We start from the raw sequence: 26,234 nt of genomic DNA on the forward strand, positions 1-26,234 counted from the left end.
CCACGCTAAGACGCGGACATCGCCCCACAAAAAAGCGTTTCCCGCTGCGTCCTTCCGTGACCGGAGCGTCGGCGAACAAGCCCCAAAGAGTCATAAACGAGTCACCGGCGGTAACCCGGATTAACGCCCCTTAACCGGGTGTCTCGCGATGCCCGGACCCCGGCCGAACCCGCCTAGAGTCCACAATCATGGGCCATGGAAATCACGCTAAACGTTCCGCCCTCTGGCTTTGCCTGGGCGCCGGATTCATCACGCTGCTGGACCAGTCGATGTTTGTCCTGGCCGTTCCCGCGATGTCCGCCTCCCTGCACGCCGATTCCGGGTCCGTGCAGTGGATCCTGGCCAGCTACTCGCTGGCGTTCGGCGTCGCATTGGTTCCCGCCGGCAGGCTGGGCGACATCGTCGGGCGGCGCACGCTCTTCATCGCCGGCATTGCGGTCTTCGGCGCATCCAGTCTTGTGGGTGGACTGGCCACCGACCCCTCGCTTGTCATCATCGCCAGGCTCCTCCAAGGACTCGGCGCGGGCACCCTGAACCCGCAGGTTCTCGGACTCCTGCAGGACATTTATCAGGGACACGACCGCGCGAAGGCCTTGGGCGCCTATGCCGCCGCCGGTGGTTCCGCTGCAGTATGCGGACCACTGATCGGGGGACTGGTCCTCTCACTGGGCGACCCCGGAATCGGATGGCGGATCCTGTTCCTGGCGAACGTTCCCTTGGTGCTGATCCTGGTGCCACTTGCCTTCCGGCTCCTCCCGCGGCCGGCAGGCAAACACCCCGGAAACGCCAAGCCGTCCATCGATATCTTGGGCGCGTTGCTGTTGGGCGGAGTGGTGGTGGCATCACTCATTCCCACCATCTACGGCGCGGGCACTGTTGCTGTGACGTCGCTGGCTGTCGGCGCCGGTGCGCTCCTCGCCTTCGCCGGCTGGGAGATCCTGTACCACCGGCGTGGCCGAACCCCATTGCTCAGTGCCTCGCTGGCGAAATCCAAGGGTTACGCACTGGGCACAGTGGTGGCACTCTGCCAGTTTGGCGTCGGTGCCGGAATGGCGGCCGTGACCGCCTTCTATTTCCTCTCCGGAACCGGGATGGCTCCTTTGGCGGCCGCGGCGATCCTTGCGCCGCAAGCAGCCGGCATGCTGTTGGCGTCCAGCTTCAGCTGGCGTTTCGTGGCCCGGTATGGGCGTGCCGGGATCGTGTATGCACTTCTCGGCAGTCTGGCCTGCCTGATTGCCAAGGACCTTTTTGTTCAGGGGCTCGACGGCGGGACAGCGGCTCTTGCGGTGGCCGCCGTCGGGCTTCTCCAAGGTGTGTCAACCGGCCTGGTGGTCGCGCCGAACCAGACACTCACTCTGGCCCATGCGCCCGTGGGCGCCGCCGGAGTGGCTGCAGGGTTCTACCAACTCAGCCAGCGGTTCGCTGCGGCGCTTTGCTCCGCCGCGGCAGCAGGAATGTTCCTTCAAGCGCATAGCGCGGCCACCGGCCAGGCCTCCAAGGACGCCTTCCACCAAGGCATCGTCATGTGCTGCATCTTGCTGGGCGTCGCCTTGCTCGCCGGCGGAATCGACTGGCTGCGCGAGGCGCGGGACCGCACAAAGACAAGTGCCGCCGTCGTGACTTCCGGGAGGGAAGCCGCGACGACGGCTGTGGTGCTGACGCCGGAAGGCCCGACGGCGGCAGGTACTCAGCGCTCGGAAGTCACCGATTCGGTGGACGCCTGAGTAGTGGCGGCGGGCGGTGCCGCTTCGGCGGGCGGTGCGGTGGGCGCCGTGGTGGGGACGCCGGCGTCGCGGAGGGCCGGGAAGCCGCCATCCACATGGACAGCGTTGGCGTAGCCGAGGACCTGGAGCTTCTGCGCGACGGGTCGTGAACCGTTTACAGAGCCGCAGAACACCACGATCTTCTGGTCCTTGCCGGTGACCTGGGGCAGCCGGTGGGCGGATTCCGGGCTGAAGTCCTCATCCACGTGCTCGCGGTTCACCACCACAGCGCCGGGGACTGCGCCGGTGCTGGCGCGGCCGCCTTCGCTGCGGACATCGATCAGCAGGGCGCCTTCTTCGATGAGCTTGGCGGCGGCATCGGCGGTGATCAGCTGGGTGTCCTGGACGGGTTCCTGGGCTTCGGTTTCCTGGGCGGTGGTTTCGATGGACATGGTGCTCCCTTATCTAGGTGGTGGTTGGAAAATCGGAAAAGCTAGAGACCCCATACCTCGGCCAGCAGCTGGTAGGAGTTCTGCCGGTCGGCGGGGTCATGGGCAATGGTGGTGATGAGCAGTTCCTGGGCACTCGTGGCCCGCTGCAAAGTGCGGAGTCCTTCGCTGACCTGGTGGGGGTCGCCCACGAACCGTGTGTCCATGCGATCCTTGATGAGCTCCCCGGCTTCGGCGTCCAAGGAAAGCTCCAGTGCATCCTCCGGTGACGGGTACGGGATGGCGCCGTGGCCGCTGCGGATCCCGTGGACCCAGTGCGCGTAGCCGCGGGCCAAACGCTGGGCCTGGCGTTCGTCCGGGGCTACCAGCACGTCCGCGGAGACGATCACACGCGGTTCCCGCAAGGCCGCGGAGGGTTCGAAGTGAGCCCTGTACTCGGCGATGGAGTCCAGGACGCCTGCCGGTGCCACGTGGTAGTTCGCGCCAAAGGGGATACCCAACTTGCCAGCCAAGCGGGCGCTGGGGCCGGCGGTGGACCCGTGGATCCAAAACTGGGGCGACTGGCCGAGAGCGGGTGTAGCCGTGACTTCCTCACCATGTTTGGTCCTGTAGTCGCCGGTGAAAAATCCGATGATGTCCTGGATATCGTTCTCGAAGTTGTCTGTATCACCGGGGAAGCGACCCAGCAGTTCACCCTGCAGCCGGAACTTCCTGGGCAGGACCGCACCGAAGATGGGGCGCGGCGCGGGGATCAGCAGTCCGTCAACCACACGATCGGTGGGCTCCGAAGCGTCAGCGGGTACCACTCCGGGAGCCGGATCGCTGGGGGATTTGGGCGGGCCGGAGCGGCCAAAGCCCAAGTCCAATCGGTCCGGGAACACGGCGGCCAGTGTTCCAATGCTCTCTGCAATCTGAAGGGGCCGGTAGTTCCCCAGCAGAGTGGCCGCGGTGCCCACCCTGATGGTCTTGGTGGCGGAGGCAACCAACCCGGCCAGAATGTGCGGGGCTGATCCGGCAACGCCGGTGTTGAGGTGGTGCTCGGCCAGCCAATACCGCGAGTAGCCGGAAGCCTCGGCAGCGGCGGCAAGGGCAAGGGTGCTCCGCAGGGCATCGCCGGGAGTCTGGCCGGCGGACACCGGGCTCAGGTCAAGGACGGACAGGGGAGTAACTGGAGGCTTCGGCATGGCACGACACTACGGAGCCGCGCGCAGAGCCCAAAGCCGATCCGTCACCCCGCTCAACCGGACTAAATCCAGCGAAATCCGGCGAAACGGGCCGTCACAACCGACCCTTCAAAAGCCCGAAAATGACGATTCCAGCAGCCCTTTGACGTGGTATTTCCCGCCTTGACGCTGCAAGTCCAGCGGTTTGTACATTCCTTGGACAGCCTCCTAGATTCAAGTTCAGGTCAAGAGTCAGCACGCCAAGGACCGGCTCGTGCTGCGGCAACCCTCAGGCATTACGTGGCGGGGTGCTCCGGAAACAGACCAGGCCGCATCTGCGGCAAGTGAATGTCGTCCCAGCCGCTGTGCGGCCTCTGAAAGAGAGAATCATGCCTTCCACACCTGTACCCGAATTCCGCTCCCGCGTTATCGCGTTGGAGCTCGACGGCGACGGAGCCCACCCCGCGTCGTGGCGCAAGGCCCACCATGATCCGCAGGCGCTATTGGGGGGCCAGCGGATCCGTGAAACCGTCCAGGCAGCGGACATCGCCGGTTTCCATGCGGCCACGTTCAAGGACAGCCGCGTGGTGGATCCTGGAAGCACCGGGATTGCGGGCCGGATTGATGCGATCCAGCGCGCGGCCTTTGCAGCACCGATCACCCGGTCCATCGGTCTTGTCCCTGAGGCCGGAACGCTCTTCACTGAGCCGTTCCATGTAGCCACGCAGCTGGCCAGCCTGGACTACTCCTCCTTGGGGAGGGCGGGTTGGCTGGTCACCGCGGACAACCTGGCCAAGGAAGCCCGTTCCGTAGGGCGCACGCAGTTGCCAGAAGGCGAGGCCGTCAGCGAAGCCGCAGATGTGGTCCAAGCCAGCCGCCGGCTTTGGGACTCCTGGGAAGACGACGCGGTGATCCGTGACGTTGCCACAGGCCGGTACTTGGACCGGGACAAGCTGCACTACGCCGACTTTGACGGTGGACGCTTCTCCGTCAAGGGACCGTCCATCATCCCGCGCCCACTCCAAGGGCAGCTCGTGGTGTTCGCGCCCGCTGAGCTGATTCCCGCCGTCGAGGCTGATGTTGCCCTGATCTCCGCAGACACCACGGACGACCTCCCGCAAGCTGCCCAAGCGGCAGCATCTGCGGGTGCGCCGAGGACCTTGGTGGAGTTGGACGTCATCCTCGATTCCCGGGGGCAGACCGCGGAGGACCGTCTGGCCGAACTGGACTCGTACGAAGAGTGGACGGGCGGTGCCCGCTACGTGGGCAGCGCCGAAGGCTTAGTGGAACTGCTCACCACGCTGTTCGCAGCGGCCGACGGCGTCCGCCTCAAGCCAGCGGTACTGGATGTGGACCTTCCCGAATTGGCTAACAAGGTGCTCCCCGAACTGCACCGCAGCGGGTTGGTGGTGCCGCCGCTTCCGGGCGCCACACTCCGTGAAACCTTCGGTCTTCCCCGTCCCGCCAACCGCTTTGCCGCGGCCTGACGCCGGCTGACCAACGCCCGCCGCCAAGAGCCCACTCACAGAGCCAGATTCAGAGAGCAGAAACATGACCAACCATCACCGCATCGCAGGCAACGGCCAGATCCAGTTTGGCGTCTTCTTCCAAGGCGTCAACCACACCACCGTGTGGAAGGACGCGCAGAGCGGCTCGCAAACCGACTTCGAGTCATTCCGCCGGGTGGCCCAGACAGCTGAACGGGGACTCTTCTCCGCGTTCTTCCTCGGAGAAGGACTCCGCCTCCGGGAACACCTCGGAAAGATCCACGATCTGGATGTTGTGGGCCGTCCCGACGCGCAGACCGCCCTCGCCGCGCTCGCAGCCATCACCACGAATATCGGTTTGGTGGCGACGCAGAACACTACGTACAACGATCCCGCGGACCTTGCCCACCGCTTAGCAAGCCTGGACCTGCTGTCCGGCGGCCGCGCGGCCTGGAACATCGTCACCACGGACAACGCATGGACCGGCGCCAACTTCAGGCGCGGCGGGTTCCTCAAGCACGAGGACCGTTACGTCCGGGCCGAAGCGTTCGTTCAGACAGCAAAGGCTATTTGGGATTCCTGGGCTGACGGCGCAATCGCCGGGTCCCGGAATGATCCACGCTGGCTCCGCGAGGACGCCATCGCCACGGTCAAACGCCAGGATAAGAGTTTCGACGTCGAAATCACCGGCAGGTTGCCGCGCTCCAGCCAGCAGCACCCGGTCTTGTTCCAAGCCGGGGACTCGCCGGACGGCCGCGATTTCGCCGTGCGGAACGCGGACGTGATCTTCTCGGCACATCCGGAACTGGAAGACGCCAAGAAGTTCCGCGACGACATTGTGGCCCGCACCCTTAAAGCCGGGCGTCCGGCAGATGACGTGAAGATCTTCCCCGGCCAGGAGTTCATCCTCGGTGCCACCGCGGCAGAGGCCGAGGAAAAGCACCAGTGGGTCCGCTCGCTGCAAGTGGGTCCGGAAACGGCCATCGCCTACTTGGAACAGTTCTGGGGACGCACCCTCACCGAATACGACCCCGACGGTCCGCTGCCGGATATTGACCCCCTTGTGGACGTCACCAACCCCACCCGCGGCAACGCCTTCCACGGGAAGAGCGCCAAGGACCTCGCCGCCCAGTGGCGTGCGGATGCCAAGGAAAACGGCCAGTCGATCCGCCAGTTCGTTGCTGCCCGTTCCCGGCTCAACGGCCGCGGCCTGGTGGGATCGTACGACGACATAGCGGACAAACTCGCCGAGTACGCCCACACCGGCGCCGTTGACGGCTTCAACATCACTCCCTGGCTTGTGCCCGGCGGGCTGGACGACATTGTCAACGAACTGGTTCCCCGCCTGCAGGACCGCGGCGTCTACCGCACCGAATACGAGGGCACCAACCTCCGCGAAAACCTCGGCCTCCGCGCCCCGCTGACCCGCCGCGGATCACTCACCAGCACCCAACTCACTGAAAGCGAAGAAGTCGCATGAGCGTCCCCAACCCAACCGCAGCGCGCAAGCTGCGGAAACCCGCCGCCGTCGTGTCCGTCCTGGGAGCCTTTGCGCTCCTGGCCTCAGCCTGCGCTGGAGGGGCCGACGCCGGCACCCAGCAAAGTGCCGACACCACCCCGGTCTCCGGGGGCAACCTGAACTTCGCGGTGTCCGTTGACCGCGGATGCATTGACCCGCAGCAGGTGGGCAACAACGATGCGATCGCGATTGCCCGTCAGACAGTGTCGTCGTTGACGTCGCAGGATCCGAAGACGGGCGAGATCGTTCCGTGGCTGGCGGAGAAGTTCGAAACCAATACGAACGCCACCAGTTTCACGTTTACCCTCCGCAGCGGTGCCACCTTCGCTGACGGCACTGCGATTGATGCTGCCTCGGTGAAGACCAACTTCGAGGCCATCAAAGCACTTGGTGCCAAAGCCACGCTGGGCTCCACCTACCTGAGCGACGTCAGCGCCATCACCGTGAAGGATCCCCAGACAGTGGTGGTGGACTTCTCCAAGCCGAACGCACAATTCCTCCAGGCAACGTCTACGTTCACGCTCGGCCTGTTGTCTCCGGCATCTGCCACGCTTTCCGAAGCTGACCGTTGCGCCGGGAAGTTCTCCGGCTCCGGCCCGTTCAGCGTGAAGAGCTACACCGTGGACAAGGAAGCTGTCCTGGAGCGCCGTGCGGGCTATAACTGGCCCGCCGCCACCAACAGCAACAAGGGCGAGGCGTACCTGGACACTGTCACCTTCAAGATCATTCCTGAGGCAGGGAACCGCACGGGCAGCCTGCAGTCCGGCCAGATCGATGCGACGGCGGCGATCTCCGCTGCTGACATCAGCCTGTTCAACGGCAACGGCTTCTGGAACGAAACACGGGCCAACCCGGGCGTGGTCTACAACCTGTACGCCAACCAGTCCAACCCCAAGCTCAAGGAAACCGCCGTTCGCCAGGCCATCTCCAAGGCCATCAACCGCGAGGAAATTACCAAGACCCTGCTGACCGAAGGGGACCAGCCGGCCAAGGGCGTTCTCTCCCACACCACTCCGTACTTCAAGGACTACAGCGAGCTGCTGAAGAACGATCCCGATGGCGCCAAGAAGCTCCTGGATGATGCCGGCTGGAAGGTTGGCACGGACGGGGTCAGGGAGAAGAACGGCGAGAAACTGTCCTTCAAGGTCACTTACTGGCAGTCACCCAAGGAAGTGCTGGAGCTCGTGCAGCAGCAGCTCAAGGTGATCGGCGTGGACCTGCAGCTGAAGTTCACCACCATCGCGGACGTGACGGCTGCCCAGGCTGACAAGACCTATGACTTCTCCTACGGCAACCTGACCCGCAGCGACCCCGACGTCTTGCGCACCGTCTTCGCCTCCACCACAGCCCGCGGCGGAAGCAACCTCCGGGAGAAGCTGCCCGTGGACGATGTCCTGGGCGAGCAGGCCGCGGCGCTGGACAAGGACGCACGCCAGAAATTGGTGGACGAAGCACAGGAAATCCTGATCAAGGACGCCCACTCCATCCCGCTGTATGAGCTGTCCACCACCATTTCCGCCAGCGACAAAGTCAAGGGCCTCACGTTCGAAGCTTCCAGCCGCCTGGACTTCTACGACGCCTGGCTGAGCAAGTAGGAATCCCATGATCCGCTACATCGGCCAACGGTTGCTGCAGGGCGCGTTCGTCCTCTGGGCCGCCTACACAGTGTCCTTCCTGATCCTGTATTTGCTGCCCGGCGACGCCGTGAGCATCATGGCCAGCGGCGACGAACAGAACGCAGTGGATCCGGCTCTCGTGGAGAAACTCCGCGCGGAGTACGGATTGGACAGGCCTCTTTACGAGCAATACTTTATTGCCCTGTTCAAGGCGCTCCAGCTGGACTTCGGGCTGTCCATCAAGAATGGTGTCCCTGCAACCCAGACCGTGGCGGAAGTGCTGCCGGAGACAATCAAGTTGGCCGTGGCGGGATTCGCGCTCGCGGTGCTCCTGGGCAGTGCCCTGGCAGTGGTTGCGGCGTTCAGCCGCAACCGCTGGATCCGCCAGGCCTTCTCCTCGCTTCCGCCTTTGGGCATCGCGGTACCCACCTTCTGGATTGGCCTCCTGCTGCTGCAGTTCTTCTCGTTCCGGTTGCGATTGTTCCCAGCGATAGGGAACGACGGCGGCCAGAGCCTCGTGCTTCCAGCCCTGACTCTGGCCATACCCACCTCAGCGGTGATCGCCCAGCTGCTGACGCGCAGCTTGCGCCAAACATTGGGCGAACCGTACATCGAACAGATCCGGGCCAAGGGAGCCAGCGAAGCACTGATCAACTTTGGCCATGCCCTCCGGAACGCAGCCATTCCCACGCTCACCATGCTCGGAATCCTGGTGGGCAACCTGCTGGCCGGGGCAGTGGTGAGCGAAACAGTGTTCTCCCGTGCAGGCATTGGGCGGCTCACGGTCACGGCCGTCAACAGCAGAGACATCCCCGTAGTTCAGACCCTGGTGGTCTTGGCCGCCGCCATCTTTGTGATCACCAGCTTGATCGTTGACCTGATTTATCCGCTCGTGGACCCGCGTATCAACACAGCGCGCGGGGCCAAGGCCTAGGAGGGCCATCATGACGCAGCAACTTGTGAGGGAGACGCGCTCCGTAGACCCTGCGGCTGAGCACTCGGCCGCCGCACCCGAGGCGGCAGTTCCCGTCCCGCCGGCCTCCGACCAGGCTTCAGTTAGTTGGGCTGGTTCCCCTTGGGCCGGCGCCAGAAGGTTCCTGGCCAAGCCCGGCTTGGTGCTGTCCGTGCTGGTCGTTGCCTTGGTGATCCTGTGGGCGTTGGTTCCCCAGGCCTTTACCCAGTGGCCTCCGGACACGGGTGTTCCGTCGTCGCGGCTCAAACCACCGTCCGCGGAACACTGGTTCGGCACCGACAGCCTGGGCCGCGACCTGTTCTCACGGGTGGTCCACGGTTCGGCAACCTCGTTGGCTGCCACGGCAGTGGCGGTAGCCGTCGGCCTGGTCGCGGGATCGGCGCTCGGTTTGCTGGCTGGCTCCATCAGGGGGTGGGTGGATGACGCCATCATGCGCGTCATGGATGTGCTGCTGGCCATTCCGAGCTTGCTGCTTTCCTTGGCTCTCATCACGGTGCTCGGCTTTGGAACCATCAACATCGCCATCGCGGTGGGCATTGCCAGTGTGGCCAACTTCGCCCGGATCATGCGTGCTGAAACCCTCCGGGTGAGCACTGCTGTGTACGTTGAGGCCGCACGGTCCTCGGGTGTCCGGTGGCACTCCATCCTCCTCCGACATGTCCTCCCCAACGCTGCCGGCCCGGTTCTGGCCTTGTCCGCGCTGGAGTTCGGCATGGCAGTCCTGTCGATTTCATCGCTGAGCTTCCTCGGCTTCGGCGCACCACCGCCCTCCGCGGAATGGGGTTCACTGGTGGCCGGAGGCCGCGATTACCTGGTGGCTGCGTGGTGGCTGGTGACGTTGCCGGGCGTGGTGATTGCCGCCGTCGTGCTGTCCACCAACCGTATTTCGCATGCTTTCCAAGACTCCGAAAGGAACGGGCGATGAGCTCCCATGCTGAACCGCTGTTGAAGGTGGAAAATCTCCGCGTGGACTACGTGGTGGAGGGTTCTCCACGGAACGCGGTGGCGGGTGTCAGTTTTGAGGTCCGGGCGGGCGAAGTGGTGGCGATTGTGGGGGAGTCGGGCTCCGGCAAGACCACCACAGCCCATTCCATCATCAATCTGCTCCCCGGCAACGCCCGGGTTTCCTCCGGCAGCGTAACCTTCGATGGCACGGACCTGACGCAGCTGACGCGCAAGGAATGGCAGGGGGTGCGCGGCAAGGACATTGGGCTGATTCCGCAGGACCCCACGGCGTCGCTGGATCCCCTCCAACGGGTGGGTGAGCAGGTGGCGGAAGCGCTCACCATCCACCGGCTCCAGCCCAGGAAGGCTGCGCGGCAGAGTGCCGTCAGGTTGCTGGAGGAATCCGGAATCCGCGACGCTCCCTCCCGGGCGCGCCAGTTTCCCCATCAGTTCTCCGGCGGCATGCGCCAACGCGTGCTCATTGCCACTGCGCTTGCTGCCCAGCCGAAACTGGTCATTGCTGATGAGCCCACCAGTGCGCTTGACGTGACGGTCCAGCGTCAGATCCTGGACAACATTGCTGCCCTGACCGCGGAGCGGGGAACCGCCGTCCTGCTGATCACGCACGACCTCGGCGTCGCAGCTGACCGCGCCGACCGCATCATCGTGATGCGCGGCGGCGAGATTGTGGAGGAAGGGTCCGCGGCGGCCGTGCTGGGCGACCCGCAGCACAGTTACACGCAGCAACTCATTGCGGCGGCTCCGGGACTCAGCCCGCGCAGGCTGCGGCCATCGGTTTCGGCTAAGAGCACGACGGCGGGCAGCGGCACTGTCCACGTTTCCCCTCTTGTGGAGGCCAAGTCGCTCCGCAAGGTGTTCAGCCTGCCCCGGTCAGCCGGAGGCGCAAGGTCGCTGACCGCCGTCGACGATGTTTCGCTGGACATCCGGCGGGGCGAGACCCTGGCATTGGTGGGGGAGTCCGGTTCCGGGAAGAGCACAGTTGCCCGCCTGCTGCTGCGGTTGGACAAGCCAACCTCAGGTTCGGTGACGTTCGACGGCGTGGACCTCGCCAGCGCGAAAGGGGAGAGGCTGCGCCAACTCCGACGCCGGTTCCAAGTGGTGTTTCAGAGCCCTTATGCATCGCTGGATCCGAGGTTCTCTGTGGAGGACATCATCGCCGAGCCGCTCCGGGCCTTCGCGGAGGGCACCCCGGCCGAACGAAAGAGCCGGGTGAAGGCGTTGCTTGAGGAGGTCCACCTTCCCGTGGACTACGGAACCCGGCGTCCGGCCGAACTCTCGGGCGGGCAGCGGCAACGTATTGCCATTGCCCGGGCGTTGGCGCTGAAGCCCGAGCTCGTGGTGCTGGATGAAGCGGTCTCGGCCCTGGATGTTTCGGTGCAGGCGCAGATCCTGACTCTCTTGGCTGAGCTGCAGGTACAGGAGTCGTTGAGCTACCTCTTCATCTCGCATGATCTCGCCGTGGTGCAGCAAATCTCGGACCGCGTGGCCGTCATGCAGGCAGGGAAACTGGTGGAATTCGGGGAGGCCACCGCAGTGCTGGAGAACCCTGTGGAGGACTACACCCGGCAGCTGATCACGGCCATCCCGGGCCGCCAGCCCAAACGCTCTCTCACATAACGGCCCCTTCCGCCCAACGCTCTATCACCTGGTGATAGAGCGTCGGCGGAAATGGCGCGTTATGTGAGAGAGCGTCGGGAAGGGCTGCGCGCCCGGCTCAGAAGCTAGGAGATCACCCGTCCGTTCTGGATGAGGTATTCCAAGTGCTCGGAGATGTCGGCCAGCACGGCGATATCCGCCACCGGGTCGGCCCCCAAAACCAGCAGGTCAGCATCCGCACCCGGCGCGATCACGCCAAGTTCACCTTCGCGCTCAAGCAGCAGGGCCGCCGTCGTGGTTGCAGAACGGATGGCATCAATAGCGGGCTGGACCTTCCCGAGCAGCCTGAACTGTTCATTCTGGTGGCGGTGCATGCCGCCCAGGAGGTCGGTGCCGAAGGCCATCTTCACGCCGGCTTCGTGGGCGCGGCCGATCGCTTCGAGGCCGCTGGTGAGCACGGAGTCCACCTTGGCCCACATTTCCTCCGTGAGCCCGAACTCCTTGCCCTCTTCCTTCAGCGCCCAGTAAGTGACGAGTGTGGGGACCAGGAAGGCGTCCTTTTCGAGGAACAGCTTCAGGCTTTCCTCGTCCAGGAGGTTACCGTGTTCGATCGAGCGGACACCCGCCTCAAGCGCACGGTTGATGGCCCGGGCAGTGTAGGCGTGGGCGGCAACGTAGCGGTTGGCAGCCTGTGCCTCCTCCACAGCCGCCCGCATTTCTTCCATGGAGTACTGGGTGGAGTCGATGCGGTCAGTGGGGGAGGAGACGCCGCCGGACGCCATGATCTTGATGTGGTGGGCGCCCTTGCGGATTTCGTCGCGGGCCGCGGCGCGGACAGCGTCAACACCGTCGGCCACCCGGCCGATCCCGCAGCAGCCCCGACCATTGGGATCGTGATCCTCGCCGGGCAGGCGCATGTCGCCGTGGCCTCCGGTCTGGCTGAGGGCGTGACCGCAGAAATGGATCTTCGGTCCCTCCAGCAGGCCTTCCTGCTGCGCCATGGCCAGACCGAAGTCGGCGCCGGACAGATCGCGGACAGTGGTGAATCCGCGACGCAGCATCTCGCCCATGATCCGGGCCGTCTGCGCGTAGACATAGGACGCCGGCGTGAAGGTGAGTGAACGGAAGTCGGCGCTGGATGCCACCACGTGGACGTGGGCATCGATCAGGCCCGGGATCACAAACTTGCCGGTGCCATCGATGACCCGCGCACCCGATGGAGCTTCAAGGTCAGGCCCTACGCTGCTGATCTTCCCGTCAACACTTACGACGTCGGCGGTTGAGTAGGTGCCGGCCTCAACGTCCAGGACGCTTGCGTTGCGGATGATGAGTGGGGTGGTGCTCATTTAAACGGTGTCCTTCGCAGGTGCTTCGGGGGATTCGGGGGCTTCGGTGGGATGGGCCTCGAAGGCCTCAACAAGGCTGGCGAGGTTCTGTTGAATGACGCCGACGGCGGTTTCCACACTCTGCTGCGTGTACTTGCCTTCCGCGTCCAGGAGGGCGAGGACGCCAACCACGTTGTGCTGTTGGTCGAGGACCGGCACGTTGATGACGGCCCCGCAGCCCAGTTGCTGGATGAGCTCGGAGTCTGCAAAGACTTCCCTCAGTGCCGTCAGATCGGGAGCCAGGAACGGCTCCTTCTTTTCGATGACCGTACCCAGCCAGCCGGGCGAGATCTCCACGGTTTTCTCGCCGCCCACCGGATATTCGGCCGGGTGGCTGGTGAATAGCCGCTTGAGGCTGGAGCGTTGCGGAATCCACTGCAGTGCCGTGAAGAGAATGACGCCGGGGTCTTGCTGCATTGCCTCAAGCGTTTGCTGGAAAACTTCGTCTGAATTCACGGCGTTCACTTGCTTCCTGCCGCTGCCGGATCATGCTCGGCGCGGGCGTTGATGTCCTCCAAGGACTTGCCTGCGGTGGAAGCTCCGAAGATCACCACACCCAGCACGCCGATGGTCAGCACCACGGTGGTCATGGTGAATACTCCGCCGAAACCGAGGGATGCGGCGAAGATGCCGATGATGGACGGTGCCAGGATGCTGCCGATGCGGCCCACTGCGCTGGCCAGGCCAACACCCGTGGCGCGCATCCAGGTGGGGAAGAGCTCCGGAGTGTAGGCGTAGACGCCGGCGTAGGTGCCGTTCAGGAAGAAGGACAGCGTGGCGGCGGCCAGCAGGATCATGCCGGAGTCATTGGATTGGCTCAGCCAGAAGGCGCTGATGGCCGATCCTGCCAGGTACAGGGCGATGGTGTTCTTGCGGTCAATTCGGTCACACAACCACGCGGCGGAGAAGTAGCCGGGGATCTGCGCCAGATAGATCAGGATCGAGAACTCGAAGCTCTTGGTGATGGTGATGCCGCGGCCCACCAGGAGGGTGGGGATCCAGGAGAAGAAGCCGTAGTAGGAGAAGGTGATCACGAACCAGATCAGCCAAATAACGGCTGTCCGGCGGCGCATCGCCTTGGACCACATGAACTTCAGTGCGTTCCATACGCTGATCTTTTGCTCGTGCTTGGTGATTTCTTCCTCGGCGGCCGGCAAGGGAGCAAGGGGCTTCCCGGTGGCCTTCACGACGCTCTGCTCAAATCGGTCCACCACTTCGGTTGCCTCTGCGACGCGGCCTTGGCTGATGAGGAAGCGTGGGGACTCAGGCAGGCTCCTGCGCCACCAGAGCAGAAGAAGGATGGGGACCGCGGTGATGACCTGCGCCCAGCGCCAGCCGTCCTCGCCCAGCGGAACAACGAAGCGGCCGATCAGTGCGGCAGCCACGAAGCCAAAGGAGAAGAATCCGGCCAGGGTTCCAATGAACCAGCCGCGACGCTTCGGGGGGATGAACTCAGACAGGAACGGTGCAATGATGACGCTTTCGGCGCCCGCTCCCAATCCTGCAAAGATCCGTGCAATCAGGAAGATTTCGAAGTTGGGGGCCATTGCCGCCACCACTGACATGAGGCAGTAGAAGGCCAGAGCCCAGAGCATGACCTTCTTGCGGCCGAAGCGGTCGCCCATCCACCCTGCCAGGATGGCGCCGAAGAAGAAGCCGAACGGGGCTGCTGAGCCAACCAAGCCGAGGCTGGCAGTGCTGAGGCCCCACAGTTCCTGGATACGTGGGAGCAGGAAGGCGACCACTGCCCCGTCCATACCGTCGAACGAGTAGCCGAGGCCTCCAATGAGGAGAAGCTTGTAGTGTGGTCGACTGAGAGCCAGACGATCCAGGCGTGCTGTGAGAGACATGGGGATTCCTGCCAAATTGGGCCAAGTTGTACATTTTTAGGAATATGCACGGGTCTGTGCAGAAGTGATGTATCGAAGGTACGGCCAAAATGTGAGGTAGGTCAATAGGTGGAAGAAGATTTCGACTCGTCAACGTTGACCGAGTGGCTGGATAGTCGCGTGCAAGGGCGGAAGCTCGCGGCGCGCCAGTTGCAGGTCATTGGCATCCTCCGATCGCAGCCCCGGCTTGCGTCCTACGGCTCCGTCAGCGACATCGCCGCCGTGGCCGCATCCAACGCCTCCACCGTCACCAGAACCGCGCAAACACTGGGATTTAAAGGGTGGGCAGACTTCCAATTTGAGCTGCGTTCACGGTTTCTGGCGTCTCTGAGCGCAGTGGAGGTTGCGGCCGAGCACAATGGCCACATCAGCAGTCCTGCACAGGCAGCGGTGTCCACTGACCGGGCGAATCTGGCGCATTTCGAGCGCACATTAGACGCCCACACTCTCCATGATATTGCGAAGGCGATCGCAGGTGCACGGCAGACTTTCATCGTCGCGGCAGGAAGTTACGCCATCCCCGGCAAAGCTTTGGAGCACAACGCAATCATTGCCGGATACAACGTCCGGCTCCTCGATGCCGACGTTGCTGCCCTCACTAACGCCATTGCACGGCTTGGTGCGGAAGACCTCGTTATCGCCATCAGCCTCTGGCGGGTCTACGACAGCACCATGCGCGCCGTGGACATCGCCCACAACCTGGGTACCCCCATTGTTTCCATAACGGACAGCGCCGGCTCGCCCGTAGCAGTGCACGCTGATCACAGGATTGTGGTGCCCACTGAGGGTGCGGGTTTCTTCCCGTCTCTGACAGGTGCCGTTGCCGCGGTCCAGGCGATCGCCGTCGAGCTTGCCTCCTTGGACCGTGAGCGCTCCAACCAGAACATCGCCGCCTCGGAGCGGACGTGGGACCAGATGCGCATCATGCATCCCCGCTCCAGTTCCTAGCGCAGAACCATTGACTTGGTGTTACGGGTGGAGATATCGTACAACCAAATGGTTGTAGATCAGCTCAACACACACCTCTCCGACGCCGAGATCGACCGGATCTTCCAGGCTTTGGCCGATGCCACCCGCAGGGACATCGTGGCCCGGGTGACGGCGGGGGAATACTCGGTCTCCGGGCTTGCTGCGCTCTACACCATGAGTTTCGCGGCCGTACAGAAGCATGTTGCGGTTCTGGAACGGGCCTCCCTGGTGACCAAGGAGAAGCGTGGGAGGGAGCAGATCGTGCGGGGAAACCATGAAGGGTTGCAGAAAGCCCGCCATCTGCTGGATCAACTGGAAATGGTCTGGCGGCAACGCGCCGACCGGATTGCGGACATACTCGCCGAAGATGATGAAAGGGATCTGCCATGACTGTTGTCAGCGTAAACAAGGATGTTGAGGCACTGAGCTTCAGCATAGTTTCTGAATTCGATGCCGACGTGAAGCGCGTCTGGCAGGTTTGGGAAGACCCCCGGCAGCTTGAGCGCTGGTGGGGGCCGCCCACCTGGCCGGCCACCTTTGAGACGCATGAATTTACCGTTGGCGGGAAGGCCGCCTACTACATGACCGGTCCGGACGGCACCAAGGCGCGGGGCTGGTGGAAGTTCACCGCCATCAACTCCCCGGACCACCTGGAGTTCGACGACGGCTTCGCGGACGAGCAAGGTGAACCCGTGGACCACCTGGGCATCACCCACGCCACCGTAAAGCTCGAGCCTTTGGAAAACCGCACCCGGATGACCATCACCTCCTCCTTCGACTCCGAAGAGCAAATGCAGAAGATGGTCGAGATGGGCATGGAAGACGGAATGCGGGAGGCAGCGGAGCAGATCGACGCCGTGCTTGCCAACGCCTGAGCACTGAACCGAAAACAAAAAGATGCCGACGACGGCGGGTGCCTCCCGCCGTCGTCGGCGTATGGTTAAGTCCCGGTTGCCTCTCGAAACGGACCAGTGTCATGGCGCGATTGATCATCATGGGTCCTCCGGGTTCCGGAAAAGGCACCCAGGCTGAGCACATTGCCCGGCATTTTGGGATCCCCGCCATTTCCACCGGTGAGCTGTTCCGCACCCACGTCCGCGACAAAACGGAATTGGGGACAGAAGCCAGCGGGTATATGGATCGCGGGGACTTTGTGCCGGATCATGTCACCACGGCCATGCTCAGGGTCCGGCTTGAAGAGGACGATGCCGCCACAGGTTTCCTGTTGGACGGCTACCCGCGGACCGTCATCCAGATCGGTGCCTTGGACGAGATCTTGGCCGACCGTCAGCAAACCCTTGAAGTGGTTCTTGAGCTGAACGCATCAGACGACGAGTTGCTTTCCCGGATGCTCCGCAGGGCACAGGAACAGGGACGCGCCGATGACACCGAACCCGTGATCCAGCGGCGGCTTGAACTGTACCGGGACCAAACGCAGCCAGTGTTGACGGCGTACTCGAACCGGGGGATTCTGCTCAGCGTGGACGGAACGGGCGAACGCCAAACGATCACCAAGGCGGCGATTGCCGCCTTGGAGCAGGCGCTGGCGGTTTAGCCGCTGGCTGTTAGCCGTTGGCTGTTTAGCCGCTGGCGGGAGTCGGAAGCTCGGCAGCCGGAATCTGGACGGCCGGGTGTTGGACAGCCGGAAGCTCGGCTGCGAGGGAGCGTAGATAAGCGGCGAACCCTTCCGGCGCGCGGGAATGTGTCCGCCCAGAGGTCACAACCCGTATGGTGTCCGTGGCTGTCACTGCGAAACCTCGGTGACGGAGCCGTTCCACCAGAACGCGGTCCTCGTGGGAGCGCAGCCCGGGGAAGCCGCCCGCACTGATATAGGCCGAGGCCCGGATTCCCAAGTTGGCACCGTAGATGTGCTGATGGTCCTCCCGGAACGGATGGAGTTCCATCCAACGACGATGGATGGCTGGGTCCATGCCCTCTGGGTCGGGTTCCACGGAGCCAAGGATGGCGTCCGCACCCGCGTTGGCAAGGTCCATTTGCCGCGTCAGCCAGTGCCGGGGAACAGCGGAATCGGAGTCTGTGGTGGCCAGCCAGATACGTTCGGTCGCGTCCGCAGGCAGGCTTTCCAAGGCAGCGCGGAAACCAAAGCCCCGGCTGGCGCCCGTGCTTCGCAGGTTCACGTCGACCACGCTGAAGCGGTTGTCGCCGGAGGTATACGCCGCGGCAATTTCCGCGGAACGGTCGGTGCAATGATCCAGGACCACCACCATCCTGGCCTCCACGCCCGGGCAGTCACGGTGAAGAGCGTCCGCGGCTGCCTTCAGCGCCACGAGGGCTTTGCCGATGTGTTGGTCCTCGTTATGGGCGGGCATCACCACTGCCACGCTCTTAATCTCCAACGGGCCGGGCATGGTTATGGTGTCCTCTCTGGGGCGAGAAGGATCTCCAGCATGAAGTCCTTCTCACGGTAGAGACCATGCGTGGGCCAGCCGAGTTGGTGACGAGCCATCGCATGGACCGCTTCGGCGTCCAGCTGCCAGCCCGAAATGGGGTGCCGCCAATGGCACAACACCAAGGTGCCTCCTGGCCGGGTGGACGCTTCAATACGTGCCAGGAGTTCCGTGAGTTCATCCGGCGAAAGGTAGTAGCCCGTCTCGGATAGCACCACAAGATCGAAAGTGCCCTCGGGCCACTCGCCGGGCATGGTCAGGTGCCGGGTCTCCGCCGAGGGGAACCGTGAGAGCCGCTCAGTTGCCTGCGCAAGGGCGGCGCTGCTGGCGTCCACACCAAGGAAGTGCTGGCAGCGCTGGGCGAGTTCCTCGCTGAGGGTGCCAATGGAGCAACCCAGTTCCAGCCCGGATTCATAAGATTCCTCCGGCAGGGCGGCCAACGTCAGTGCCCTTTTGCGCCGTTCGTACCAGCTGGTGGTGTAACTCCAAGGATCGTCCTCCTTGGCATGGACCTCGTCGAAAATCCGCTCCGCGTCCGCTGCCGAGTTGGTGCCGGCCTTGGATGGATGCCACGCGAAGGTTTCCCACGGCCTGCTGAAGTGCTCCAAGAACGTATCCGAAAGGAGCGTCTCGTCGCCGGGCTGATCTGAGAGGGGGCCCGTTTGGGAGGTGTGGGCGCGCATCGCCAGTGCTTTGGCGCGCCGATCCTGATCGGTCAACGGCACCCGCACCCACGAGTTCCACGTGGAGTCATCCGGTCCCGCCCACAACCAGTACCAGATGGGGTATTCCAGCAGGCCGTGGCCGCCCTGCGTCGCGACGTCAGCGGCGATACTGCCGAGGGTGTCATGGTCCGTGTGTCCGTCATGGCGATAGGGGGCCACGATCGCGACGGTTTCAGCAGGCCTTCCGGCCACCGTCGCCCGGAGGGCTTCTGCGATGCTCTCCGTGTTGGCCGCAAGCTGCCCATCGGGAAGTTCCAGGAACCGCCACGTGGCATCCGGCGCCAAACCGGACACTGCCGCGTGGAACTCCGTGAGCCTGACAGCGGCAAGCTGTTCCGGCGTCGTGGTTGGCGAGTCCGGATGCGAAGCCTCGCCTGCAGTGCACAGCAGAACCTCCACTGCAGTTCCGGCGGCATGGAGTTTGGCGAGGAAACCGCCTGCGCCCAGAGTTTCATCGTCCGGGTGGGCGGCCAGTACAACGAAGGTCATGCCCGCGAGCTCGTCCGCGCTCAGTGGCAGCTCCGGTAGGGCGGCAACTCCGCTGGCTGCCCATTCCGACTCCGACGTGCCGGTGTCCGTGTGCGAGAAAGCTACCATCGTCGGTCTCCCTTCAGAGCCAGGGCGCCCAGTTGGGCGTCGTCCCGCATCGCGTGATGCTGCCTGATGTACAGGGACAGGTCCGCCATGCGCTTGCCGTACGCTTCGTCGAAAGCCAGCGGGGCGGGGCCCAGGTTTTGCGTCACCAAGGTTTGGACACGCTCGACGGCGGCGGCAACAGTCCCGCGGATGCGCAAGGCTTCGGGCCAGGGGCTTGGACCGTCAGGATCTGCGCCCTCCAGTTCGCCGGCGTCGATGCGTTCCGCCGTCTGGGCGAGGTAGCTCGTGGTGGTGGCAAGGATACGGTCGATTTCGCCCAGGGAAGCCAGCGCAATTTGGTCTGGTTCGCGCCCATTGGCTGCGGCCTTCGTCAGCGCATCCGCGTAGTCTCGCGCTACGGCCACCGCGCCGCCCAACCAGCAGGCAGCCACACCCATGCCGCCCCAAGCGAAGCCCGGTCGCTTGAAATACCAGCTTCCCTGGTTGACGGGCCGTGCTTTCACTTGGTCGAAGTGGACGGTTCCGCTGGGGATTTCCTTCAGCCCCCGGCTGGTCCACGCGGGTGTCTCCGCTGTCACGCCCTGGTGCTTTAGGTCAACGGCAAAGGCTGCCCTGCTGTTTTCCTCAGTGTGCGCGGTGATCACTGCGCCATCCAATTGCGCGGCAAGAGAGCACCACGGTTTGGAGCCATTGAGGACGTAGCCACCGTTTACGGTGCGTTTGGCTTCGAGCTTCATTCCGGGGCCTTCCGCTGCGAAGACTCCCCAAGTTCCTTCGTGTTCGCCGTCAGCTCCGGCTTGGACTTCGGCTTGGGCGAGGATCGCGAGAGCGTCGAGATGCGGTTCGAGTACGCGCCCGGCCGCGACATCCACGGCTGTCACGGAGGCCAGGAGCTCCCATAGCTTCGCGGTGTTTCCTTCGCCGGGCTTTGGGGCGGTCCGTCCGATGTCCTCGGCCAGGGTCAGCAAAGTCGGCACGTCGCCCACTGCTGCCCGCACTTTTTCGAGCACGGGTTCCAGGGCTTGCAGCTGCGCGGGTTCGGAACTGATGCGGACGGGCTGGGCTTCGGAATAGCTCATGATGCCAAGCCTAAACTAAGGAACCTTAGGTTATGTATGCGGAAAGCAAACGGACGACGGCGGGAGGTTCCCGCCGTCGTCCGCTTTGCTTTGTTTTGCGGTGCTAGATGATGTGGTTCATGACGTTCCAGCCGGAACCGGCTTGGACCCGCGGGAGCCAACCTTGGTTGCCGTTGCCCGGGTATAGCCACAGGACGCCGGCGGAGTCGCGGGCAAGCAGGTCCACGTTGCCGTCGCCGTTGAAGTCACCGGGTGTGGCTATGGCGGTCATGGCGTTCCAGCCCCAACCGACCTGGGTACCGGTGTAGAAGGCAGTGTTGCGATATCCGTTGAAGCTCCACAGTGTGCCGTTGGCATCCCGGGTCAGAAGGTCTTGGACGCCATCCTTGGTGATGTCTCCAGGGCCGGCGATGAAGTTCATGCCGTTCAGGCCGCTGCCGACTGAGTATTGGCTCAACCAGCCGCCGTGGCCATTTCCGCGGTAGTGCCGCAGCTGTCCGGAGCTGTCCCGGGCTGCGATATCCGCATTTCCATCCAGGTCAAGATCTCCGATTCCTGTGATGGCTGTCATCTCGTTCCAGCCCTGGCCCACTTGAAGCCGGGCTTGCCATCCGCCCTGGCCATTCCCCGGATACAGCCACAAAACCCCGTTGGCATCCCGGGCCAGCACGTCGGCCCTGCCGTCGCCGTTGAAATCCCCGGGCGTGACCAGGGCTGTCATGGCGTTCCAGCCTTGCCCCACCTTGGACGGTGCCTGCCAACCTCCGCTCCCGTTGCCGGGGTAGAGCCACAGGTCGCCGTTAGTGGTCCGGGCCAGGACATCGGACTTCTTGTCGCCATTGAAATCGTGCCGGATATCAGCTGCGATAGTCACCGTGAATGCAGACGTCACGGCGTCAGGGCTGTAACCATTTGTGGCAGAAATGCTGAAGGTGAAGGTGCCCGCGGACGTTGGAACCCCGTACAGGATGCCGTTATCGCTGAGAGTCAGTCCTGTTGGAACGGAGCCGCTGGCCACCTTGAAGGTAGAGCTGAGCGAACCCTTGGCCGTGAATCTGTGCTCATAGTACGCGTCCACCGCACCCTTTGACGGGGGAGGGCCGGACGTGAAAGTGGGAGCGACGCTCGTGCCGTCGATGACGACAACATTCTTGCTGTCTTCGTTGATGCCGTAGGGCACGTTTCGTACGTAGATTTTGTTGGTTTTCGTATTGATGGCCATTTGGCCCGGCATGCGGAAGCCTGGAACGCTTCCAGCAGCGTTGGTGGTTCCGTCAAAGACCATCACGCGGAAGCCGTACCAAAGGGATACGTAAACCTTGTTGGTGACCTCGTTGACTGCCAGACCTGAGCCAAAATTCCCCGTGGGAACGGTGGCAATCGCCCCCGTTGAGCCATCCAGTATGGTCATGCTGTCAATCTCAGAGTTCAGTGCGTAGACCTTGTTGTTGCTGCGATTCAGCGCAATCTCCTTGGGCCCGGAGTCCGCGCCAGTGGGGACCGTTGTGACCGCAAGAGTTCCACCATCAATAACCGCGATCGCCTTGGAAGCAAGGCACGTAGCAAAAACCGTATTGGTGGCATCGTTCACTGCGACCCCGCGGGTATCGCTGCACACGGGGATCGCTGAGACGGCGTTCGTTGCACCGTCAACAACAGTCACCTGGCTGCTGCCTCGGGTTACTCCGTAGATCTTGTTGGTTTTCTCGTTGACGGCGAAGGAGTAGACGGTTGCCGGAAGGGCTGTGGTGGCACCCGTGGCACCATCAACGACAGTAACGCCGTTCGTGCCGGATGTGGAGACGTAGACCTTGTTGGTGGTCTCGTTCACCGCAACTGTCATAGGGTCACCCGTCAAAGCGATGGTCTTGGTGGTACCTGTTGCTCCGTCAATGACGCTCAAGGATGAACTGCCATTGTTCGCTACATAAACTTTGTTGGTTTTCTCATTGACGGCCAGTTCGCGAGGCCGCGTACCGACCGGAATGGTCCTTTCCAGCTTGGTTGCCCCGTCCAAGACGATGACGGAGTTGCTCACCTCGCTGGTGACGTAGACCTTGTTAGTTACTTCATTTACCGCTACGGCGAAAGGCTCGGAGCCGATGCGGATGCCACCCGTGATGGTGTCGGCTTGAGCGGGCAAGGAGATGCCCATCAGGACTGTCCCAGCCGTGGCCACAGCCACCAGAGCGGCTGCAATTCGACGCCGGAGGCTGTTGGTAGAAAGAGTGAAAAAACCCAGAGCAGCCAAAGGCTCGACCCCCATAATTCAGTGCGCGACCATCGCGTCAACCTGCGAAGTTTATACGTCCGGAAGCGAAGTCATGGAATCGGAGGGAATAGCGGAGGTGGCCGGGAGGCCTCCGCGAGTGCCCCAACGCGCTCCACCCCCGCCAAAGTTCCCCTTTGTCCCAACATGAAGCGCATCTTCACAGCTTTTGTCACGCTTGTCACATCTTGTTGTCATTAACGGTGACAGGTTCCGTAGCTTGGAAGGGTCAGTAGTCCGAGCTAGGAGAACCAATGCCGCAGCCCAATCAATCCGCCACAGTTCCCACCGACTCCCACAGCCCGCCGGGAAAGAAGTCCAGCTTCCTCAGCAACCTTGGTGCAGACCTTCCAGCATCGCTCGTCGTCTTCCTCGTAGCCCTCCCGCTTTCCCTCGGCATCGCCGCCGCCTCAGGTGCTCCGATCATGGCCGGTCTCATTGCCGCAGCCGTCGGCGGCATCGTTGCAGGCAGTCTGGGTGGCTCCCCACTGCAGGTGAGCGGCCCGGCCGCCGGACTGACCGTCGTCGTTGCCGGTCTTGTAGATGAGTTCGGTTGGCAGGTGACATGCGCAATCACCGCTGCTGCCGGCGTCGTGCAGCTGCTCATTGGCGTTAGCCGCATTGGCCGGGCGGCGCTGGCGGTCTCGCCGGTGGTGGTCAAAGCGATGCTCGCGGGCATCGGCATCACCATCATCCTGCAGCAACTCCATGTGCTCCTCGGCGGTCAAGCCGCTGGGTCCGCCATCGAAAACCTCACAGGCCTACCCGCCGCCATCACCAACGTAGAGCTGCACTCGGCGCTCCTGGGTCTGGCCGTCGTCGCGATTCTTTTGACGTGGAAGTTCCTCCCAGCCGCGGTGCGGAAAATCCCCGGGCCGCTTGCCGCCGTCGTCGCGGTGACGGCACTCTCGGTCGCAGTCGCGCCAAGCGTGGAGCGCATCAGCTTCAGCGGCTCCATCTTCGATGCAATCGCACTTCCCAGCCTGCCCGACGGTAACTGGCGCGCCGCTGCCATGGCTGTCATCACGGTAGCCCTGATCGCGAGCATCGAATCGCTCCTGTCAGCCGTCGCGGTGGACAAGATGGGCGGCTCGCGGACCAATCTCAACAGGGAACTCGTGGGCCAAGGCTCGGCCAACGTGGTGTCCGGAATGCTCGGCGGACTGCCCGTCACCGGTGTGATTGTCCGCAGCGCTACCAACGTTGAAGCCGGAGCGAAGAGCCGCAATTCCGCAATCCTGCACGGCGTGTGGGTCCTGGTGTTTTCGGCCCTCTTCGCCGGACTCATCCAACTGATTCCGCTGGCCGTGCTCGCCGGACTCCTGCTGGTGATCGGCGCCAAACTCGTTAAAGTCGCGGACATCCGCACGAGCCTCCGCACCGGCGACCTCCTCGTCTACAGCGTCACCTTGGTCTGCGTGGTGGCCCTCAACCTCCTTGAAGGCGTCATCATTGGCCTCGCACTGGCCGCACTCTGCGTGCTGTGGCGTGTGCTCCGGGCACAGATCCAAGCGCATGCCCCCTCAGCTGAAGCGCTGCCATGGCGCGTCACCATCGCCGGCTCGTGCAGCTTCTTCGCGCTGCCCCGGCTCAACCGGGTCCTCCATTCAGTGCCCGAAGGCCAGGACGTTGTGGTTGAACTCAACGCCGACTACCTTGACCACGCTTTCCGCGAAGCCCTGGTCACCTGGCGGAAGCAGCAGCGCAACACCGGCGCATCGGTGATCCTCGAAGAGCACGGCACCACGGCATTCAGCGACGCCGAGGACAACGCCCCACAACGCCAGGACCCGCGCGAATTCCCGCTGCCGCCCCGCACGTCCTGGTTGCCTTCCGGGGCCACCCCAGCGGACGACGACGGCGGGCGGCTGCCGCTGCGGTCAATCCTCCTTGGCATCGACAAGTACCACCGGCGGCACGCGGACAAGGTCCGTCCGCTGGTTCAAGACCTCACCGAAGGGCAGAACCCGGACACGCTCTTTGTGGCTTGCGTGGACTCGCGGGTGAATCCGAACCTGATCACCAGCAGTGGTCCCGGCGACCTCCTGACCCTCCGCAATATTGGCAACGTTGTGTGCAATGACGGCAGCGATGCTTCGATCGACTCTGCCTTGTCCTTCGCTGTCAAAGGCTTGTCCGTGGACTCCATCGTGGTCTGCGGCCACTCCAACTGCGGTGCGATGAAAGCCGTCATTGCCGATGCTGAAGGCTCTTCACCTGACATGGGTGCCGGCTTCGATACGTGGCTGGAGCACGCCCGCCCGAGTTACGCTGCTCTGCTGGCCGGCCACCCTGTAGGGGTTGCCGCTGCTGCTGAGGGGTACAGCCGGCTCGACCAATTAAGCATGGTGAACGTTGCCCTCCAACTCCGGAAGCTGGAAGAACACCCCGTCACCGGCCCGGCCTTGGCGTCCCAGCAGCTGGAGGCCACTGGCTTGTTCTACGACATTTGCACGGCCCGGGTTGTCCTGGTGACACCGGAGGGCATCGAGCAACTGGATCCGAGCATGGCGGTTCGCGCGTAGCTCCGCGGGCCCCCATCCACCCACTTTGGGCGGACAACAGCCTCGACACTCCTCTTCCACGGCGTGTCGGGGCTGTTCCAGTTTTAATGTGGGTGGTGAAGGCCCGGGCCACCCACAGCGTGGGTAATACTGGGTTCAGAAACCACGATTTCCGGCAGGCGAGGGCTGCCGTGTGAGGAGGTGGCGGGAACGTGAGCGCCGAGAATAACGCGTTCAGGCGGAAGCTCGAGCGGGGTGCGGAGCTGCGGGCCGTGCGGTCCTGGGGCGGGAACGCCGAGGAAGACGCAGAGCTCGAGGCGGCGGACGCCGAAGAACGCGAGAAACGCCGGAAAGTAGACGACGCTGCTCGGGTTGAGTACCTCATCAGGGACGCCCAAAAACAAGGCAAGTTCGACAACCTGAAGTACGCCGGCAAGCCAATCCCCGGCCTGGGGGAGCACTACGACCCCGACTGGTGGGTCAAAGGCCTCATTCAGCGTGAACGGCTCAGTGGCATGGGACCGCCCGCCATTCTGCTGCGGATCGAGGACTCGGAGCTCGACGCCAAGCTGGACCAGCAGTACACCGAAAAACAGATCCGGGACATCCTTGAAGACTTCAACAAACGCGTGATCGAGGCCCGGCGGCAACTCCAAGGCGGACCCCCGGTGGTCACCAAGCTCCGGGACGTTGAGGCTGAAGTGGAAGGGTGGCGGGAGCGCAGGGCTGCAGCAGCTCCGCCAGAGCCAGAGCTTGAACCGCCGACCACCCGGACGTGGTGGCAGCGGCTCTGGCACGGCCCCGGCAAACCCAACTAAGTAGCAGATCAGGTCGTTCTGAGCCGGCGGTTTCTAGCGGTTATCGCAACAGGAAGGTTCTGATCATCTCATTGGGGGTGCAGAAGTCGAATCGTTGGCGGGGTCTGTCGTTGAGTTCG

At 63.5% G+C, this 26,234-nt stretch carries 22 protein-coding genes and 1 riboswitch; of the genes, 13 read left to right on the plus strand and 9 right to left on the minus strand.

The features are described 5' to 3' along the window. Positions 1-188 precede the first annotated feature (188 nt). Positions 189-1,724 (plus strand): MFS transporter, encoded by a 1,536-nt coding sequence (locus ACIQH5_RS17160; protein ID WP_400405636.1) that lies wholly within the window; start codon positions 189-191, stop codon positions 1,722-1,724. Here the strand turns inward: ACIQH5_RS17160 and ACIQH5_RS17165 are convergent. Continuing rightward, on the minus strand, positions 1,688-2,155 hold the full coding sequence (locus tag ACIQH5_RS17165) for a rhodanese-like domain-containing protein (RefSeq protein WP_400405638.1): 468 nt from the start codon (positions 2,153-2,155) through the stop codon (positions 1,688-1,690). The two genes, ACIQH5_RS17160 and ACIQH5_RS17165, sit on opposite strands and share 37 nt — an antisense overlap. 41 nt (positions 2,156-2,196) lie before the next feature. Further along, positions 2,197-3,336 carry an LLM class flavin-dependent oxidoreductase gene (locus ACIQH5_RS17170; RefSeq protein ID WP_400405640.1) on the minus strand — a complete coding sequence of 380 codons (1,140 nt, stop codon included), beginning with the start codon at positions 3,334-3,336 and terminating at the stop codon, positions 2,197-2,199. Between the two features lie 222 nt (positions 3,337-3,558). Then, positions 3,559-3,668: riboswitch (SAM riboswitch) on the plus strand. 36 nt (positions 3,669-3,704) lie between these two features. On the opposite strand from ACIQH5_RS17170, the gene ACIQH5_RS17175 reads away from it, so the two are divergent. The 6 genes from ACIQH5_RS17175 (at position 3,705) to ACIQH5_RS17200 (ending at position 11,493) form a co-directional block, all read left to right on the plus strand. Continuing rightward, positions 3,705-4,802, plus strand: a complete 1,098-nt coding sequence (locus tag ACIQH5_RS17175; RefSeq protein WP_400405643.1) for an LLM class flavin-dependent oxidoreductase — start codon at positions 3,705-3,707, stop codon at positions 4,800-4,802. A 64-nt stretch (positions 4,803-4,866) separates the two neighbouring features. After that, complete coding sequence (locus tag ACIQH5_RS17180) at positions 4,867-6,282, plus strand: NtaA/DmoA family FMN-dependent monooxygenase (RefSeq protein ID WP_400405646.1); 1,416 nt, start codon at positions 4,867-4,869, stop codon at positions 6,280-6,282. Then, the gene (locus ACIQH5_RS17185) at positions 6,279-7,916 is read left to right on the plus strand and encodes an ABC transporter substrate-binding protein (protein WP_400405648.1); all 1,638 of its coding nucleotides are present in this window, start codon (positions 6,279-6,281) and stop codon (positions 7,914-7,916) included. The genes ACIQH5_RS17180 and ACIQH5_RS17185 overlap by 4 nt, the downstream gene beginning before the upstream one ends. A gap of 7 nt (positions 7,917-7,923) precedes the next feature. Then, a complete protein-coding gene (locus tag ACIQH5_RS17190) occupies positions 7,924-8,871 on the plus strand; it encodes an ABC transporter permease (protein WP_400405650.1) in 948 nt (315 codons plus the stop codon). Positions 8,872-8,881: 10 nt separating this feature from the next. Beyond that, positions 8,882-9,835 (plus strand): ABC transporter permease, encoded by a 954-nt coding sequence (locus ACIQH5_RS17195; protein WP_400405651.1) that lies wholly within the window; start codon positions 8,882-8,884, stop codon positions 9,833-9,835. Further along, on the plus strand, positions 9,832-11,493 hold the full coding sequence (locus ACIQH5_RS17200; RefSeq protein WP_400405654.1) for a dipeptide ABC transporter ATP-binding protein: 1,662 nt from the start codon (positions 9,832-9,834) through the stop codon (positions 11,491-11,493). The genes ACIQH5_RS17195 and ACIQH5_RS17200 overlap by 4 nt, the downstream gene beginning before the upstream one ends. A 104-nt stretch (positions 11,494-11,597) precedes the next feature. On the opposite strand, the gene ACIQH5_RS17205 is transcribed toward ACIQH5_RS17200, so the two are convergent. The 3 genes from ACIQH5_RS17205 to ACIQH5_RS17215 are packed head-to-tail and all read right to left on the minus strand — an operon-like array spanning position 11,598 to position 14,707. Continuing rightward, the gene (locus ACIQH5_RS17205; RefSeq protein WP_400405657.1) at positions 11,598-12,818 is read right to left on the minus strand and encodes an amidohydrolase family protein; all 1,221 of its coding nucleotides are present in this window, start codon (positions 12,816-12,818) and stop codon (positions 11,598-11,600) included. Beyond that, complete coding sequence (locus tag ACIQH5_RS17210) at positions 12,819-13,322, minus strand: GAF domain-containing protein (RefSeq protein WP_400405660.1); 504 nt, start codon at positions 13,320-13,322, stop codon at positions 12,819-12,821. Beyond that, positions 13,319-14,707: an MFS transporter gene (locus ACIQH5_RS17215; protein ID WP_400405662.1), complete on the minus strand. Its 1,389-nt coding sequence runs from the start codon at positions 14,705-14,707 to the stop codon at positions 13,319-13,321. Before ACIQH5_RS17215 ends, ACIQH5_RS17210 begins: the two co-directional genes overlap by 4 nt. 108 nt (positions 14,708-14,815) lie before the next feature. Between ACIQH5_RS17215 and ACIQH5_RS17220 the strand changes: the two genes are divergently transcribed. The 4 genes from ACIQH5_RS17220 (at position 14,816) to ACIQH5_RS17235 (ending at position 17,270) form a co-directional block, all read left to right on the plus strand. After that, entirely contained in the window at positions 14,816-15,694 is an 879-nt protein-coding gene (locus tag ACIQH5_RS17220) for a MurR/RpiR family transcriptional regulator (protein ID WP_214820259.1), read from the plus strand. A gap of 48 nt (positions 15,695-15,742) precedes the next feature. Beyond that, entirely contained in the window at positions 15,743-16,105 is a 363-nt protein-coding gene (locus ACIQH5_RS17225; protein ID WP_400405665.1) for an ArsR/SmtB family transcription factor, read from the plus strand. Beyond that, complete coding sequence (locus tag ACIQH5_RS17230) at positions 16,102-16,590, plus strand: SRPBCC domain-containing protein (protein WP_400405667.1); 489 nt, start codon at positions 16,102-16,104, stop codon at positions 16,588-16,590. Before ACIQH5_RS17225 ends, ACIQH5_RS17230 begins: the two co-directional genes overlap by 4 nt. A 101-nt stretch (positions 16,591-16,691) precedes the next feature. Beyond that, a complete protein-coding gene (locus ACIQH5_RS17235; RefSeq protein WP_400405670.1) occupies positions 16,692-17,270 on the plus strand; it encodes an adenylate kinase in 579 nt (192 codons plus the stop codon). A gap of 25 nt (positions 17,271-17,295) precedes the next feature. On the opposite strand, the gene ACIQH5_RS17240 is transcribed toward ACIQH5_RS17235, so the two are convergent. From ACIQH5_RS17240 to ACIQH5_RS17255, 4 genes are all read right to left on the minus strand, one after another. Then, on the minus strand, positions 17,296-18,084 hold the full coding sequence (locus tag ACIQH5_RS17240; protein ID WP_400405672.1) for a glycosyltransferase: 789 nt from the start codon (positions 18,082-18,084) through the stop codon (positions 17,296-17,298). 2 nt (positions 18,085-18,086) lie between these two features. After that, a complete protein-coding gene (locus tag ACIQH5_RS17245; RefSeq protein ID WP_400405675.1) occupies positions 18,087-19,445 on the minus strand; it encodes a PIG-L family deacetylase in 1,359 nt (452 codons plus the stop codon). Further along, positions 19,439-20,524, minus strand: coding sequence for an acyl-CoA dehydrogenase family protein (locus tag ACIQH5_RS17250; protein ID WP_400405677.1), 1,086 nt, complete (start codon positions 20,522-20,524; stop codon positions 19,439-19,441). The genes ACIQH5_RS17245 and ACIQH5_RS17250 overlap by 7 nt, the downstream gene beginning before the upstream one ends. Before the next feature lie 103 nt (positions 20,525-20,627). Then, positions 20,628-22,709: an FG-GAP-like repeat-containing protein gene (locus ACIQH5_RS17255; protein ID WP_400405680.1), complete on the minus strand. Its 2,082-nt coding sequence runs from the start codon at positions 22,707-22,709 to the stop codon at positions 20,628-20,630. 338 nt (positions 22,710-23,047) lie between these two features. On the opposite strand from ACIQH5_RS17255, the gene ACIQH5_RS17260 reads away from it, so the two are divergent. Next, on the plus strand, positions 23,048-25,318 hold the full coding sequence (locus ACIQH5_RS17260) for a SulP family inorganic anion transporter (protein ID WP_400405683.1): 2,271 nt from the start codon (positions 23,048-23,050) through the stop codon (positions 25,316-25,318). 191 nt (positions 25,319-25,509) lie between these two features. Further along, complete coding sequence (locus ACIQH5_RS17265; protein WP_400405685.1) at positions 25,510-26,115, plus strand: DUF1992 domain-containing protein; 606 nt, start codon at positions 25,510-25,512, stop codon at positions 26,113-26,115. Positions 26,116-26,234: the final 119 nt, after the last annotated feature.

This window comes from Paenarthrobacter sp. NPDC091711 (assembly GCF_044756605.1).
In the GTDB taxonomy this organism is placed as follows: domain Bacteria; phylum Actinomycetota; class Actinomycetes; order Actinomycetales; family Micrococcaceae; genus Arthrobacter.

What these genes read in the sequence shown, in the direction of transcription:
- ACIQH5_RS17225 (WP_400405665.1), top strand. Translation starts at nt 15,743, where the DNA reads ATGGTTGTAGATCAGCTCAACACACACCTCTCCGACGCCGAGATCGAC.
- ACIQH5_RS17260 (WP_400405683.1), top strand. Translation starts at nt 23,048, where the DNA reads ATGCCGCAGCCCAATCAATCCGCCACAGTTCCCACCGACTCCCACAGC.
- ACIQH5_RS17215 (WP_400405662.1), bottom strand. Translation starts at nt 14,707, where the DNA reads ATGTCTCTCACAGCACGCCTGGATCGTCTGGCTCTCAGTCGACCACAC.
- ACIQH5_RS17175 (WP_400405643.1), top strand. Translation starts at nt 3,705, where the DNA reads ATGCCTTCCACACCTGTACCCGAATTCCGCTCCCGCGTTATCGCGTTG.
- ACIQH5_RS17240 (WP_400405672.1), bottom strand. Translation starts at nt 18,084, where the DNA reads ATGCCCGGCCCGTTGGAGATTAAGAGCGTGGCAGTGGTGATGCCCGCC.
- ACIQH5_RS17200 (WP_400405654.1), top strand. Translation starts at nt 9,832, where the DNA reads ATGAGCTCCCATGCTGAACCGCTGTTGAAGGTGGAAAATCTCCGCGTG.
- ACIQH5_RS17185 (WP_400405648.1), top strand. Translation starts at nt 6,279, where the DNA reads ATGAGCGTCCCCAACCCAACCGCAGCGCGCAAGCTGCGGAAACCCGCC.
- ACIQH5_RS17190 (WP_400405650.1), top strand. Translation starts at nt 7,924, where the DNA reads ATGATCCGCTACATCGGCCAACGGTTGCTGCAGGGCGCGTTCGTCCTC.
- ACIQH5_RS17180 (WP_400405646.1), top strand. Translation starts at nt 4,867, where the DNA reads ATGACCAACCATCACCGCATCGCAGGCAACGGCCAGATCCAGTTTGGC.
- ACIQH5_RS17250 (WP_400405677.1), bottom strand. Translation starts at nt 20,524, where the DNA reads ATGAGCTATTCCGAAGCCCAGCCCGTCCGCATCAGTTCCGAACCCGCG.
- ACIQH5_RS17205 (WP_400405657.1), bottom strand. Translation starts at nt 12,818, where the DNA reads ATGAGCACCACCCCACTCATCATCCGCAACGCAAGCGTCCTGGACGTT.
- ACIQH5_RS17165 (WP_400405638.1), bottom strand. Translation starts at nt 2,155, where the DNA reads ATGTCCATCGAAACCACCGCCCAGGAAACCGAAGCCCAGGAACCCGTC.
- ACIQH5_RS17160 (WP_400405636.1), top strand. Translation starts at nt 189, where the DNA reads ATGGGCCATGGAAATCACGCTAAACGTTCCGCCCTCTGGCTTTGCCTG.
- ACIQH5_RS17245 (WP_400405675.1), bottom strand. Translation starts at nt 19,445, where the DNA reads ATGGTAGCTTTCTCGCACACGGACACCGGCACGTCGGAGTCGGAATGG.
- ACIQH5_RS17230 (WP_400405667.1), top strand. Translation starts at nt 16,102, where the DNA reads ATGACTGTTGTCAGCGTAAACAAGGATGTTGAGGCACTGAGCTTCAGC.
- ACIQH5_RS17170 (WP_400405640.1), bottom strand. Translation starts at nt 3,336, where the DNA reads ATGCCGAAGCCTCCAGTTACTCCCCTGTCCGTCCTTGACCTGAGCCCG.
- ACIQH5_RS17235 (WP_400405670.1), top strand. Translation starts at nt 16,692, where the DNA reads ATGGCGCGATTGATCATCATGGGTCCTCCGGGTTCCGGAAAAGGCACC.
- ACIQH5_RS17195 (WP_400405651.1), top strand. Translation starts at nt 8,882, where the DNA reads ATGACGCAGCAACTTGTGAGGGAGACGCGCTCCGTAGACCCTGCGGCT.